The sequence below is a fragment of the Candidatus Eisenbacteria bacterium genome, from assembly GCA_016930695.1.
Classification (GTDB): Bacteria; Orphanbacterota; Orphanbacteria; order Orphanbacterales; family Orphanbacteraceae; genus JAFGGD01.
Window position 1 is genome coordinate 38,635 of the sequence record JAFGGD010000044.1, and the last position, 15,007, is coordinate 53,641.

At 67.2% G+C, this 15,007-nt stretch carries 10 protein-coding genes; 7 read left to right on the forward strand and 3 right to left on the reverse strand.

Annotated features, from left to right (window positions below; translation table 11 throughout):
• Positions 1-6 precede the first annotated feature (6 nt).
• The 3 genes from JW958_10415 to JW958_10425 form a co-directional block, all read right to left on the reverse strand.
• A complete protein-coding gene (locus JW958_10415) occupies positions 7-1,926 on the reverse strand; it encodes a DUF4105 domain-containing protein (protein ID MBN1826670.1) in 1,920 nt (639 codons plus the stop codon).
• 39 nt (positions 1,927-1,965) lie between these two features.
• The gene (locus JW958_10420) at positions 1,966-2,433 is read right to left on the reverse strand and encodes a DUF3015 family protein (protein MBN1826671.1); all 468 of its coding nucleotides are present in this window, start codon (positions 2,431-2,433) and stop codon (positions 1,966-1,968) included.
• 166 nt (positions 2,434-2,599) lie between these two features.
• A complete protein-coding gene (locus tag JW958_10425; GenBank protein MBN1826672.1) occupies positions 2,600-3,340 on the reverse strand; it encodes an SH3 domain-containing protein in 741 nt (246 codons plus the stop codon).
• Between the two features lie 212 nt (positions 3,341-3,552).
• On the opposite strand from JW958_10425, the gene JW958_10430 reads away from it, so the two are divergent.
• From JW958_10430 to JW958_10460, 7 genes are all read left to right on the forward strand, one after another.
• Positions 3,553-4,818, forward strand: coding sequence for a beta-lactamase family protein (locus JW958_10430; GenBank protein ID MBN1826673.1), 1,266 nt, complete (start codon positions 3,553-3,555; stop codon positions 4,816-4,818).
• 437 nt (positions 4,819-5,255) lie between these two features.
• A complete protein-coding gene (locus JW958_10435) occupies positions 5,256-6,884 on the forward strand; it encodes a hypothetical protein (protein MBN1826674.1) in 1,629 nt (542 codons plus the stop codon).
• Positions 6,885-7,123: 239 nt separating this feature from the next.
• A complete protein-coding gene (locus JW958_10440) occupies positions 7,124-8,608 on the forward strand; it encodes a glycosyltransferase family 39 protein (protein ID MBN1826675.1) in 1,485 nt (494 codons plus the stop codon).
• A gap of 77 nt (positions 8,609-8,685) precedes the next feature.
• The gene (locus JW958_10445) at positions 8,686-9,234 is read left to right on the forward strand and encodes an FKBP-type peptidyl-prolyl cis-trans isomerase (protein MBN1826676.1); all 549 of its coding nucleotides are present in this window, start codon (positions 8,686-8,688) and stop codon (positions 9,232-9,234) included.
• Between the two features lie 132 nt (positions 9,235-9,366).
• Positions 9,367-10,893 (forward strand): lipopolysaccharide biosynthesis protein, encoded by a 1,527-nt coding sequence (locus JW958_10450; protein ID MBN1826677.1) that lies wholly within the window; start codon positions 9,367-9,369, stop codon positions 10,891-10,893.
• Positions 10,894-11,018: 125 nt separating this feature from the next.
• Positions 11,019-13,484 (forward strand): hypothetical protein, encoded by a 2,466-nt coding sequence (locus JW958_10455; protein MBN1826678.1) that lies wholly within the window; start codon positions 11,019-11,021, stop codon positions 13,482-13,484.
• A complete protein-coding gene (locus JW958_10460) occupies positions 13,469-14,956 on the forward strand; it encodes a glycosyltransferase (protein ID MBN1826679.1) in 1,488 nt (495 codons plus the stop codon). The genes JW958_10455 and JW958_10460 overlap by 16 nt, the downstream gene beginning before the upstream one ends.
• Positions 14,957-15,007: the final 51 nt, after the last annotated feature.

Consider the following 15,007-nt stretch of genomic DNA (forward strand, 5'->3'; position numbering starts at 1 on the left):
TCGTCCCTAAAAGAACTGTTTGAGAAGAACGCTCCACTCCACCCTCGTCTCGTCCCTCTCGCCGATCACCGTCACCTCGCCGGCGAGGCCGCTGTTCGCGCCGAGGACCAGGTTCTGGCCGAGCCCCGCCTCGAAGCGATTATCCTCGTCGCCGAGCCCGTAGACGATGTCCCGCCCGTAGAGATGCGCTTTCCACCGGCCGGTGAGGCTCCCGACGAATCCGATCGACGCGCCGGCGCCGGCGGACCAACTCCTCTCCAGCGCGCCCCCCACGTGGAGGTCCGTCTCGATCATTCCGTAGACGATCCCCGGAAACCCGCCGTCGTATGCGCGCCCGAAACCGGGATTCAGATCATAGACGACGTAGTCCCGGCCGTTCTCCATCGTCCGCCGAAAGAAGCCGGTTCTTATCTTCCAGGAGGTGTGCTTGAAGAACTCGTCCCGCGGAGCGATGGAGACGATGTCGATCAGATCGAGGGCGTGGAGTCTCGCCTTCTCCCCGGCCGGATCGTAGCGGACCACCGCTTCGCCGAAGATAATCTGCGATCCCTTCTTATAACCGTCTTCGTTGTCCAGGAGGTCGTGGTACGCGGGGCGGAGACGGACCTCCCAGAAAGTCCTCTCCTCCACCGCGCCGCCGCCGAGGGCGAGCCGGTTGGAGCGATGGCCGTCGTCGGGACGGGGCGGCGCCGGAATCGCGTAGCGCTCCTCGGCCTCCGCGTCGCCGAAGACGCTCCGGACCCTTAAGGTGTTCAGAAATCGCTTTTGATAGATCTCCTTCGGGATCTCCTTCCCCATGTAACGGTACTGGAGGATCTCGCCGGCGAGATCGAGGATGGTGATCTTCTCCTCATCGGGGATCGCCGAGTCCCGGACCTCCTCCGGGTTCCGGCCGCCGCCGGCGATCGCCCGCGCCTCCCTCCGGTCTTCCCGGGAAAGGAGCGACGCCAAGTATTTGATTTTCGTCGACTTGGAGGGACGATACGCCGCGGAGCGAAAGAGGCCGGCCCTCTCGATTTCCCGGATCGTGTCGATCGGGATCACCCACCAGCCGGTCCGGTCGGTCAGATCGAGGCCGGGGCGCGCGGCGTCCAGAAGAAAGAGAAGGTCATAGGAGCAGTTCTCGTTGAAGAAGTAGTAGTCGGAGTAGATGTCCTCCAGCTCGTAGATGTGCATCATGAGACGGCGGATCTCCGCGCCGCTCAGATCAAGAGGGTACTCCCAGATGTCGCGGTCGTTGACGTCGCCGTACTCCTGAAGTTTCGCGTAGTAGGGGAGGATGGAGAAGTACCCCTCGTACATTCCGAAAAGCCCCTTCACGATGTAGAAGGGGCCGAAGGTCTCGTTGGTGATCGCCGAGTAATTGACGGCGTAGGAGAGGAGGTCGCTCTTGTAGGAGGTCTCGACGGCGAGCAGCGTGTGCCCGTACATGGAGGCGGGGCTGTTCATGTGGGAGGTGGGGAAGACGAGAGTGACCGACTCCGGCCGGATCTCTTCCATCAATCTCTCGAAGGGTTCGCACCCCGGGACCGGAAGACGGGACTCGTCGATGGAGAGCCTTTCCTTCAGCCAGTGGTAGCGGGCGACGAAGCGGCAGAGGGGATGTTTCCCCTCCTCCGGCGGGGGGAGGAAGAAGGCGCGCAGGGTGGCCTCCAACTCCGCCCGGGGATCGTGCTTTCCGTCCGGGGCGAGGAAGAAGTCCGGATCGTCCACCAGGCTTCGGAGCCCGAAAAGCCCCCTCTTATAATGGAGGAGGGTGTGCCAGTAGGGGGCGTCGTGCAGTTCCGCGCGGCGCGCATTTTCCAATAACTCCGCAAGATAGGGATTGTCCGGCGACGCCTCGGGAGGGGGTTCCGCCGCGGCGGGGAGCGCCGAGAGGAGAAAGAGGAGAAAGAGGAGAGGGAGCGCACGGATGAGAAGAACCAACCGCCCGCTCCCTCTTTCGTGTTTCAATCGTCGCAGCCCTTAGCCCGCCGACAGCACCATCTCGATGTTGTTCAACACATCGATATGGGTGACGTCCTCGCTGGAATAGATGTTCGAGAAATTCGCCTGTAACTTGGCGTACAGCGCCGGCCTCTCCTCGACGGGGACGTCCAGAAGAACCGCGAGAGTGGTCAGATACTCCCCGCTCCCTTTGGACATGTCCATGGCCAGGTTGTCCATGTTGTCGCCGACGAAGTGATTCAGCTTCTCCTGGGACACGAAGGTCGGAGCCTTCTCGCACTCCAGCGTCCCCGAGGTGATCCCGAAGGTCTGATTGCCGAAGGAGCCGTTGAAGGTGGCGGCGCAGATCTGCGAGAGAAGGCCGTCCTTCCCCTCGAAGATGATGGTCCCGATGCCGCAGCCGGTATTGGACCGGGCCGCGTCGGCCGTCGCGGCGAAAGCCGCCACGCAACAGGCCGCGATTCCCAAGGCGATGATTCTCTTCATAAGTCCCTCCCGTCCGTTTCGCGGTTTCCGGAATGATGCCTACCCGCCCCGGCGTTCCCTCGCGGGATCGTTCCACCGGGCTACGGTTAAAGGGAGTAGCACCTTTCGGGGTGCGTATCAAGACGTTTGAGGCCGGCGGGAGGACGCGGGAGGAGAAGCCCTCGCCTCAGAAGGGGGCGCGAAAGAGGATGAGGCGCGCGCCGCCCGGGACCGGCTGAAGGGAGATGGGCGCGACGACCGGCGTGAGGGCGGCCGTCTCTCCTCCGCCGTCTCCGCCGAGGACGAATTGCTGGATCAGGAAGAGGCCGGCGAAACAGCCCGCGGCGATCGTATAGATCTTGGCGTTGTCGTCGTGATCGATCGTTTCGTCGTATTGGGCGTCCGCCTCGTCGAGTTTCCCGTCGTGGTGAAGCGCCTTGTACTCGTCGTAGGCGTCATTCCCCTTCCCGTGTTCGACATAGGCGAGGCCGCCGAGGACGCCGGCCCCGGCGAGGCAGCCCCACTTCAGCGCCGATCGGAGTGACGATCCGCCCTCTTCCCCCGTTTCGGGGATGACCGGCGGCGGGGCGGCGGAAGTCGCTTCTCCGGCTGCTTCGACGCCGGCCGCGGGCGCCGCGCCGGAGGGGTCCCGTAGAAACTCGAGGAAGCGGGAGGCGACCCATCCCTCAACGCCATCGTCGAGGATTACGCGGGACCAATCCCCGGCGGTTTCGACGACGCCCACTTCGGTCCCCTGGGAGATGGAGCGGATCACCGGATCGTCCGTGCTCGGACCACCGCGCACGTTGAGACTCCGGACGGAGACGCGGGCTTTGCGCTGTCCATCGCCGGAAGCGGCCGCGCCCGGCGCGGAAACCGCCCAAACCAACAGAAAGGCGAGCAGAAAGGCGAACGGCTTTCGGTTCATTGTTCTCATCTCCGGCGCGCGGCCCGAGCGGGCCGGTCGATCGGGCTCCATGTGAGGGTTCGGGGCGGGGACGCGGAAGAACCCGCCCCTCGACCGCCTTTCGTGAAACACCTTTCTATCATACTATAGAGGGACCGATCGAGGGTCATCGGACCGCCCGGCGCGATATAATCCTCGGCCGGACGATCGCGCCGTGCCGCCGGAGGAGACCGATGAACCGACCGAAAACGTTTTCTCTCCACGCCCTCTTTTTCTCGGTCGCCCTCCTTTTCTTGTCCGCGGGCTGTGGAGGGGACGATCCGGTATCGCCGAGCGGGGGAGGGTTCTCGGCCGACGAAGCGGTCGCCGCGCTCGATTCCGTGGCGGACGCGGTGATCGCGATCAGCGGCGTGGAGAACGCCGTCTTCCTGGTCGACGCGCCGGGCGAGGATTTCTCATGGACCGCCGCGCGCGGCCTCGCCGACCCGGCCGCCGGCGATTCGATGACCGCGGACCTCCCTTTCCGAATCGCGAGCGTGAGCAAGATCTTCACGGCGGCGCTCGTCCTCGACCTCGTTGAAGAGGGATTGCTCGGTTTGGACGACAGCCTCGGGGCGCTCCTCGACTCCGCGTTGTTTCCGGAGGGGTACGCAGCGGCGGACCTTCATTCGCGAAGCGGTGTGCGATCGGGCGGCGCGATCACGGTGCGCCGCTTGCTGAATCACACGAGCGGGATGCGGGACTACATCTTCGATGGCATTTCCGGCACGGGCGGCGCGCCGGGGAGCCTGATCTACGGGTACGCCCAAGATATCCTCACCACCGGCGGTGCCGGCGTCGCTTCGACCCGTTGGACCCCCGAAGAGTTGTTCGCGTTTTATCTCACATCGGGGTTGTCGGGGGCGGCGCTCTTCCCTCCCGGAGAGGGGTTCCACTACAGCAACACCAATTACATGATCCTCGGCCACGTGGTGGAGGCGGTGACCGGCAACACCTTCGACGCGGAGCTGCGGAGTCGGATCATCGAACCGCTCGGCCTCGCGGACACCTATTTGGAGTATCGCGAGACCGCCGTCGGCGAGAGCCCGGCGCATCACTTCTTCGATCTCCGTCGGCTCGGCGGCCCGAACATCGACGTGATCGGCATGGGAATCGACACCTCCCTCGAGTGGGGGTGCGGCGGCATGGTCTCCACCGCCGGAGACCTCGCCCGTTTTCTCCGTGAGCTGGTCGAGGGTCGGCTCTTCGATCACCCCTCGACCCTGCAGGCGATGTTCGGCTGGGTCGGCGCCGGCGGAGGGGACGAGTACGGCCTCGGCGTGCGGCGCGGCACGGCGGCGGGCGTGACCGTGATCGGCCACGGCGGATTCTGGGGGGCGCGCGCCGCGTACATTCCCGAGTGGGACGTGGTGGTGGTCTTCGCCGTGAACCAGGCTTTCGCGGATCTGGACGTTCCGCTCGAGGATATGGTCTCCGCGCTCCGCGACGCCGGCCTCTGAGCCGCGACGGCCCCGCCGCGCCTCTCTCTCGACCGGACGGGCCGCCGGAACCGTCCCGCCGCGCCTCGCGCCCACCCTTTGCGCAGATGACGTAATCTTGCGCACCGCCTCCCTGCAACCGCTTTCCGGAAACCGCGTGCCGGATCGGCCGGATCCGGAAAATCCGTGCGAACTCCGGCCGGACCCCGCGCCGCCGACTATCCTTGAAGTAAAAAAATTTCGTTTCCTTTGCGAAGATAGCCGTTCCCGCGCCGGCGATGGATCCGCCCGCCGCGTTCGCCCGGGGGACGCGTTTCGCCGGCTCCGAGGCACGGTCCTTGCGAACGCACTCGCCGGGATCGGACCGGCGACTTCCGGCCCGCGATCCCTCGACGGGGTGGAGGGAGGGTCCCGCCGCCCCGGCGGCGATCGGCGAAGCGAACCGGAGAGGAGAAGAGATGAACGGGAACAGGAAGGATCGAAGGCGGAGGGGCGCGGCGAGGACCCGCGCGTTCGTGATCGGTGTATGCGCGCTCGGATTCGTGGGGGCGGCGTCCGGGCTTCGCGCGGCGACGGTCGTCTCGGGAGACGCCTCAGGCGTCTGGGACGTCGAAGGCAGCCCCTATCTGGTCGAGGGGGACGTGCTCGTTCCCGGAGAGAGCGCCCTCACCATCGACCCGGGTGTGGAGGTGCGGTTCCGCGGTCCCTATCGGTTCCTCGTCGAGGGACTGCTCACGGCGACGGGCGCCGAGGAGGATTCCATTCTCTTCACCTGGGACGCGCCCGACTCGGCCTATCTGTGGCGGGGTGTTCGACTGATCGGCGCCGACGACTCATCGGCGCTCGAGTATTGCCGCATTGAACACGTCCGTTCATCCACGGCGTATCCGGAGGTGCGCGGCGGCGCGGTGTACGTCGCCGAGTGCGCGCCCTCGATCCGGCATTGCCTCCTGCAGGAGAACGAGTCGCACAACGGGAACTGGAACGGCGTCGGCGGAGGCGTGGCTTGCTTCAACGCGTCGCCGACGATCGAGCATTGTCTCATCCGGAACAACCGGGCGGATTCCGGAGGCGGCATCGCCGTGCAGGAGGAGAGCGCGCCGGTCATCCGAAACAACAGAATCGAGGGGAACAAGGCGCCGTACTGCGGCGGCGGCGTCTATGTCGGCGCCTTCGCGACGCCGGTCATCGAGAACAACCTGGTCCTGGAGAACGAGGCGGACGGCTGGGGAGGCGGGGGGATCGCGCTCTGGACGACCAACTCGCTCCATCATCGAACGGTCGGCAACAACGTGATCGCCGGAAACTCCACCTCCACCGACGGCGGCGGTTTCTACGTGCGTTACGACGGATCCACCCTGGCGGGGAACACGGTGGTGAACAACTCGGCGGGCGAAACGGGCGGCGGGATCTACGTGCTGAACTTCGGCGGCGCCTCCGATTCCTGCCGTGTGGTGAACGGCGTGATCCGGGGGAACACGGCGCCGGCGGGCTCCGCCGTCTATCTCTACGACCCCTCCACCGCCTTCGAGGCGCGCTACTCCGACGTGGAAGGGGGATGGCCGGGGACGGGGAACATCGACGCGGATCCGGTTTTCGCGGACGAGTCGTTCCGTCTTTGCCCCAACTCCCCGTGCGTGGACGCCGGCGATCCCGACCCGGCCTGGAACGACGTCTGCTTTCCCCCGTCGCTCGGGACGGCGCGAAACGACATGGGCGCCTACGGCGATTCCCTCGCCTGCCGCTGGCCGGAGGAGACGAACACGGCGGTGACCGACGAATGGGACGCGGAGGGACTCGCTCCCCGGGCGGAGAGGGGACTCCGCAGCCTTCCGAACCCTTTCAACCCGCGAACCGAAATCGTCTTTCACCTCGATCGACCCGAGGCGGTGGAACTTCATATCTATGACACCCGCGGACGGCTGACTCGGCGGCTCCTGGACCGGGAGATCCTCCCGGCGGGACCGCACGTGATCGCCTGGGACGGCAGGGACGACGGCGGCGAACCGCTCGGCTCGGGCGTCTACTTCGGACGGCTCGGCACCGGAGAAGCGTTCACCACGATCAAGATGACTCTGGTCCGTTAAAGGGACCGTGAAAACACGGCGCCCGGTTCGAGGAGCGCCCGCCCGCCCCGCCCGCGGGGCCTCCGGGTGAAAGGGGCCGGGTGTTTTAAGGGAGCGCCGCCGGAACGGTCTTCCGGCGGCCTCCCCTTTCCATGCGTTTCCGCTCCTGTTGCGGGGCGCCTCTCGGAAGGGTATGATGCGGCGGGACCGCCCGCGCCGGGCGTGGGGCTCGGCGGCGGCGCGGCGCCGTCGGGAGCACCATGCCTCTCCCCGCGTCCGAAGGCGTTTCGCGCGATCTATCGCGCCCGCTCCTTCTCCTCGTCACTCTCGCTCTCTTTCTGGCGCTCGTCCTGCCGCGGCTGACGAGCCGGGGAATGTTTTTCGACGGGATCACCTACGCGGCCATCGCCCGCAACTCGGCGGCCGGCGCCGGCTCTTTTTGGAATCCGCACTACACGGACACGATCTACTCTTCCTTTCACGAGCACCCGCCCCTCGCGTTCTGGATGCAGTCGATCGCTTTCCGGGTGTTCGGCGATTCTCCTTACGTCGAATCCTTTTATGGATTAGCCACTGGACTCGTCGTTCTTTTCTTGATGATGCGCCTCTGGGCGGCGCTCGGGGGAGGCGAGAGAGCGGGCGGTTGGTTCCCCGCGCTTCTCTTCGCCGTGTTTCCGCTCACGTCGTGGATCCTGGCGAGCAACATGCTCGAAAACACGATGACCGTCTTCACCACCGCCGCCGTGCTCGCCGTCTGTCGGGCCGCCTTCGCCGGGTCGCGGGCCGGAAGGATCGTCGGCGGCGCGGTCGCCGGGCTGCTGGTCGCGGCCGCCTTTCTATCCAAGGGGCCGGTCGGCGTCTTTCCGATCGTCGCGCCGTTCCTCTGCGTCTTGGCCCTTCCGCGGGCGCGTCCCTCCGCCGGCCTCGCCGTCTTCGCCGGACTTTTCCTCGCCCTTCTCGTCGTCGCGGGGGCGCTTTACGCGGCGCCGGAGGCGCGGGATTCCCTCGGCATTTATCTCGAGAAACAGGTGTTGGCGAGCGTGAAGGGGGAGAGGGGGAGCGGGAGCACCTTCACATTCAAGACGTTGAAGGCGCTGATCGCGGACGGGATGGTTCCTCTCGCGCTCGCGGCGATCGTCGCCTTCGCGCACCGGCGGAGTGCCCCGGTTCGCCGGGACCGGCGCGCCCTCTTCATGCTCCTCGTCGGGCTCTCGGCCAGCCTCCCTTTCTTCATCGGTCCGCGGCAGTCCCGTTACTACCTCTATCCGAGTATTCCCTTCTACATGCTCGCCCTCGCCTTTCTTTTCGCCGGCGCCGCGGGGGCGCTCGAGGAGAGGCTGCGGCGGAGCGCCGCGGCGCGCGGCGTCGCGGCGACGCTGGCGGCGCTCCTTTTCGCCGGCGCCGTCGCGGGCGCGGTCGCGGAGAGGGGCGCGGTGCGAAAATACGGGGATTTTCACGAAGACTTCACGGTCCAAAAACCGGCGGTTCCGCCGGGAGAAGTCTACTCCGTGCTTCCGCCGGATCTGCGGCACGAGTGGCCCTTCGTCGCGAACATGGCTCGCTGTTTCCGCGCGAGCCTGACCGACGAGCCCGGACACCGCTATTTGATCCGCCGCTTGGACGCGGCGGAGCCGGCGCCGGTCGGGTATCGCCGGATCCATCCGCCCGCGCCGCGCCGCTACGAGGTTTACGAGCGGGACGAGAGGACGCCGGCACCGGTCCGGGCGTCCCGTTCCCGCCGATGATTCGCCGATTGCCGAAGGGGATTCATTCATCCACAAAACGACGGGAAAAGGAGACGACAAACATGGAACATCGATGGATGAGCGTTTGCGCGGCGTTTCTCGTGATCGCCCTTTCGTTCGTCGCCGGTTGCGGCGGGGGAGGAGAGGCGGACAAAACGTCGGAGGCGGCCGCGGAGAAGAGCGAGGCGGCGGCGGAGAAAGCGGCGCCCCCGGCCGGGGAGAAGGAAGCGCTCCCGGAGGGACCGGAGTACATCGCCGAGCTTCTGGACGTCGACCTCTCCGCCAAGGTGGAAGGAGAGAAAGGGCTCTCTTGGATCGTGCGCGAGGAGGGGACAGGCCCGGTTCCGCAGAAGGGACAGAGAATCCGGGCGCACTACACCGGGTACCTGATGAACGGCACCAAGTTCGACTCCAGCGTCGATCGCGGGCAGCCCTTTGAGACCGAGATCGGCATCGGCCGCGTGATCCAGGGATGGGACATGGCCTTCACCAGCATGAAGGTGGGCGAGAAGCGGGTCCTCTTCATCCCCGCCCCGCTCGCCTATGGTCCCCGAGGCGCGGGCGGCGTCATTCCGCCGAACGCGGACCTCGTTTTCGACGTGGAGCTGATCGGTATCGTCCAGTAGGCTCGCGCCGCTGAAAACAAGGGGGGCGGTCCGGAGTCGGATCGCCCCTTTTTCGACACGGAGACGCGGAGGCGTCCGGCGCGGTAGTATACGGGCGCGGCGGGGAGCCGCGAAAATTGCGGGGGGCGTCTTTTGAGCGGGAGCGGGCATTTCGACACCTCGGCGGTTCGGGCGGACCTGAGGGGGAAGTCGGTCCGCTCCGGCGCGGCGATGCTGGCGGCGCAAGGGGGGAAGGCGGCGTTCGGCCTCGCCTCGGCGATGGCGCTCGCCCGTCTCCTCACGCCGGACGACTTCGGCCGCGTCGCCCTCGTGGTGGTCTCCCTCTCCTTTCTCACCATCTTCCGCGACCTCGGGCTTCCCGAAGCGACGGTCCGCTTCGAAGCCATCGACGACGAGCAGGTTTCCACCCTTTTCTGGATGAACCTGGCGCTCGCCCTCTTGATCTTCGTCCCCGCGGCCTTCCTCGGACCGTTCTTCTCGCGCGTCTTCCGCACGCCCGGTTTGAACGGGATCACCGCCGCGCTGGCCGCCCTCTGTATAGTCTATGTGCTCAGTCTCCACCATACGGCGATCCTCCGGAGGAGGATGCGATTCGTCGTCCTCGCCGGAATCCAGGTGGCCGTGACCATCGTCGCCTCCATCGTCGGGATCATCGCGGCGTGGAAGGGGATGGGGGTCTGGGCTCTCGTCCTGCAGCGCTTCACCAACGGACTCGTCGAAACCGCGGCCGTGTGGATCTTCTGCTCCTGGAGGCCGCGCCTCCTCTTCCGCTTCGGGGCGATCCGCGGGATGATCCGGTTCGGCGCCTTTTATACGCTCTCCGCGGCGCTTTACTACGTTTCCCGCCGCGCGGACCGGCTTCTTCTGGGGCGGTTCTCCTCCGCCGGCGCGGTCGGCCTCTATGAAAAATCCTACGAGTGGCTTCTGCTGCCGGCGGGGAACATCACCGTCCCGATCGGCAAGGTCGCCCTGCCGGGACTGTGCCGCCTCCAGGATGATCCGGCGCGTTTCCGCTCTTACTTCCGGCGGGCGGCGCTCCTCGTTCTCACGATCACCGTTCCCCTCATTCTCTTCCTCGCCGTCGACGCCCCCCGGTTCGTCCTTTTCCTGCTGGGCGGGCAGTGGATCGACGCGGTTCCCGTTTTCCGTTTCCTCCTCGCCGTAGCCCTCACCGCCGACTGGGTCATTCTTCTCGGCTGGGTCTACATCGCCCTCGGGCGCACGGACCGGGAGTTCCGTTTCTGGGCGGTCGCCGCCGCGGTGCTGGTCGCCGCCTTCCGGATCGGCGCACCCCACGGTCCGGCCGCCCTCGCCGCCTCCTTCAGCGCCGCCCAGCTCCTCCTCGCCGTTCCGTCGGTGTTCTACTGTTTCCATGGCACCCCCCTTCGCGCCGGGGACTTTTTCGGCGTTTTCGCGCGCCCGACGATCCGGGCTGCGGCGGCAGCGGCGGCGCTTCTCCTCTTCCGGCGATTCGTCGCCTTCGACGCCCCCCCGGCGATCGACCTCGCCGCCGGCGCCGCGCTCTTCTTCGGTGTCTATTGGGGCGCCTGGGCGGCGACCAAACCCGGCAGGGAAACGCTCCGCGCGGATTTCCGGCTCCTCCGGGAACTGCGATCCCCCGCGCCGCCGTCCCCTTCCCCGCCGGACGCCGTCGACTAGACCCCTCTCGCGCGCGGCCGCCCCTCCCTTTGGATTCGAGCCCTCCGGTCGATGATTGGAATGGGAAGAGCGGGTTCCGACCGCTACAATTTGGAATGAACCATTTCACTTTTCGAGGGATGAGGATGGGACGGCCGACGGTCCGCTCGCGGTCGAGAGAGGGTGAAGGGCGCCGGCCGGCGCGGTTCGTCGCGGACATCGCGGCGTTTCTCGTTTCGTCGCTCCTTTTTCTCGCCCTCCCGGCCGCGTCCTGGGGGGCTTCCTCCTCGCCCGGAGAGGTCCGGATCGGGGTTGTGATGGAGCGCCTCAGCGCGGAGATCGCTCCGCCGCTCGCCCACGCCTCCGGCCAGGGATGGTGCGCCGCCGTGAACCTCGCCGGCGTCCCCTATTCCGCCCTCCTGCTCGAGGATCTTCTCGCCGCCGGCGCCGATTCGGCGCTCCGCCGGTGGGACGGGCTGATCCTCACCGCCTGCCGCTATGTTCCCGACGAACGCTACGCCGGACTGTGCGATTTCCTGGAGAGCTACCTCGCCGGGGGGGGCGGTTTGATCGTGGACGGGCCGCCGGCGCTCCGCGACGGGGCGGGGGCGAGACGGAACTCGGAGAGAATCGAGGAGGTGCTCGGCGCGGAGTACGTCGGGTTCCGGGGCGACACGCGCCACAGGATCCGCGTGGAGAGGGCGGACCATCCGATCACGCGCGCCTGCGCTCCGGGTGAGATGCTGACGCAATGCCTCGACGACGGCCTCCGGATCCTCCGTTTCCGGGAAGGGGGCGCGGAACTGCTCTCCTCCTGGAGCGCGAAGGACGGATTCCCCTATCTCTCGGTGCGCGAAGGGGACGGGAAGCGGATCGCCCTTCTGAGCGATTTCGCCGCCTCGGCGGGGACGGCGATCTCCTTCCGGAACCACGAGCCGTCCGGTTTCTACCCGAACCGCCTCTACGATTGCATCGTCCCTCTCGTGCAGTGGGTCGTGTACGGGAGCGTCGACGACCCCGTTCCGGCGCTGCAGCTCGTCAACGCCGACGCCGCCGTTCTGGCCCGTCTGGACGCCGATTGGAGCTGGAACGGCGAAGTGCAGGAGAAGGCGGTCCGCTTTCTGACCGGGATGGCGCGGGAGTCGGGGGTGTCGACGGTCTACGGCGTGGTGACCGCCTCCGCCGCCGCCTCGGGCTGGGAACGGATCGCCCCCCTTCTCAGGGAGATCGAGAGCGCCGGCGGCATCGTCGCGACGCACAGCCGCCGCCACATCATCAACGGAGACCTGGACGAAGAGAGCGCCCGGAGCGAGCTGGATTCTTCGGTGGCGGAGATGGAGCTGGGGCTCCGGGAGGCCGGCGGCCCGGACCACCCGATCGATTGGTTCATCAATCCGAACGACCAGCTTCCCATGGGACGATACGGACTGATCGCGGAGCGGTTCCCGGTCTTCCTCACGCACGGCTATTCGCAGAACGTGCCCCACGCCTACGGCGTGATGGAATGGTTCTGCGGAGCGGGCCGTGATCTTTTCGTGCTGAACTGTTCCTCCTCGCCCGACTACGAGTGGTTCTACGCCGAGGGTTGGGAGCGCTCGGTGTCGGAAGTCTCGGCGCTGCAGGAGTCGATCTTCGACCATATGCTCCGGGACGTGCGGCGCGGCGTTCTCTTCCATCCGATGTGGCACGACTACTCGATCAGCTCCCGCTCCCTCGTAAAGCCGACCTGGCGGACGCGTCTCCCCCGCTTCCTCGGCGGCGGCATGGAGAAGCCTCCGAGCCACGCCCCTTATTATGAAGGAATGGCGGCCCGATTCGCTTCGTCGCCGATCTACGCGCCCCGCCCCGTGGAGTTGACGCGCAAGCTGCGCGTGATGGCCGACTGCGGTTTCTCCTGGACCTCGTCGGAGCGCCGGGCGGACGTGGAGATCCGCCTTCCCCGAGAGGACCCGGACTCGCTGGCGTCATCGACGGGCGGGATGGCGGTGCGGATCGAGAACCCGCCGGGCCCGATCGTCTCGGTCCGTCTGAACGGAAGGGAACACCGAGCGTTCCGGGACGACCGGGTGATCCTGCCGGACCTGGAGCCGGGGACGAACCGGATCGCGATCGAGTTCGGGCCGGCGCCGTTCCGGGGGACGAGGCTCGTCTACGTCTCCCAGCGGCTCTCCTCCGTCCGCGTTCTCGAAGACGGGGACGTGGAAGCGCGCATCTCCTCCCGTTCCCGTGCGCGGTTCACCTTCGAAACAAACCGCTCCTGCGTGCTCATCGGCGCGGACATGCAGAGTCTCGACAGGCCCCCTTCGCATGCGGCGCGTGGCGTTCTTTTCACCGACGGGACCGTGCGCGTTCATGCCGTCGCCGGCGAGCGCTTCGTCGTCGTCGAGTCGACGGTCCCTTTCCTCGACTACCGGGAAGGGGAGGGGCGCGTCGAGATCGTGCTCGGCGGAACGGCGGAGGAGGAGAAGCGCATTCGTTTCCACGCCGCCTCTCCGCCGCGCGCGATCCTCCTGGACGGTGAGGCGGTCCGGGTGACTCGTGACGAAGACGGTTACGCCGTGGAATTGCCGCGGTCCGCCGCGAGGGGAGGAACTCTGTGCGTGATCCTCTGACGGGTCCGGCGGAGGGGCGGGACGAACGCCCGGCGGCGCTTTTCTTTCTCCCCACCCTCGAGGCGGGAGGAGCGGAGCGGGTTTGCCTGCACCACGTGAACGGTCTCCGGCGTTTCCGCCCGATCGTTCTGGTGCAGCACCTGCGCGGCGATCTCCTCGACGAACTGGACCCGGGCGTGCCGGTCCACGTCATCGGCGACCACGGAAGAGGCCCGGCTCCCCGGAAGAGGACCCGGGGCCGTCTGCGCCGCGCCCTCCGCAGGCGTCGCAGGCGAGCCGTCGTTCGATTCCGCCGTTTTAAGAGGAGGCTGTGCCTCGCCGACTCTCGACTCCGGGCGCGGACGAAGGAACGGTGCGGCCCGCGGACGACACGATTGATCGAGGAGGCGGAACGCGTCTTTCGCGCCTCGGGCTGGCGCCTCCGCGCCGGTTTTGTTTTTTTCTTCGTGGGGTGGACCGGCGCCTCCCGCGGGAGGAGTCGGGACGGGCGCGCTGCCGCGCAACAGGGATGGTCGGCGCTCCCTCTCTGCGTCTGCTTTCTGCTCAAACAGGCGCGTCTGCTCGCCCGTTTCGCCCGGGAGGAGCGGTGCGTTCTCGTCGTCTCCATCCTCCCCTTCACCAACGGGATCGCGATCCTGGCCAAACTGCTCTTCCATCGGCGGCTGCGCGTTTTGATTCACGTACATAGCATGAAGAGCCGCTTGATTCGGGAGGAGACGCCCCCGCATGAGCGTTTTCTGATTCGCCTGGTCGTGAAGCACTTGTATGGGAGGGCGGACCGCATCGTCGCCGCCTCCGAGGGTATCCGGCGCGACCTGGTCGAGCGGTTCGGCGTGCCGGACGGGAAGATCCGCGTCGTGCCGAATCCGATCGATCGGGAGCGGTTGCTCGCCCTGGCCGCCGAAACGCCGGAAGAGAACATTTTCGGAAACGGGCGCCCGGTGGTCGCCGCGGTTGGGCGGCTGGTCCGGGTCAAGGGCTTCGACATTCTGCTGCGCGCATTCGCGCTCCTCCCCGAGGGGATCGGCGCGCGTCTTGTTCTGGTCGGCGACGGCGCGGAGCGCCCCCTCCTGGAGAAGATCGCCGAAGAGGAGGGAATCGCGGGCCGGGTCCTCTTCGCCGGTTTTCGAGCCAACCCCTGGGCGTACATGGCTCGGGCGCGATGCCTGGTCCTCTCCAGCCGCACCGAGGGGCTCCCCCTCGTGCTCGGCGAGGCGATCGCCCTCGGCGTGCCGGTGGTGGCCGCGGACTGCTCGCCCGGAGTACGGGAGTTCGTGCCCGACGAGAACCACGGGCTTCTGGCGCCGCCGGAGGATCCCGCGGCGCTCGCCGTCGCTCTGGAGAGAATGCTCGCGGACGGCGCGCTCCGGGAGAGGGTCGCCGCGCGCGCGGACGAGAGGGTGCGGCCTTACGAACCGGCGCGGGTGCGGGCCGTCTTCGAGAGGGAGATGGAGGAGGCGTCGGGACGATGATCCAAGCGGATTCGGCCGAGTCCTCCCGCGGGGGTTCCGGCGTTCGGGCCG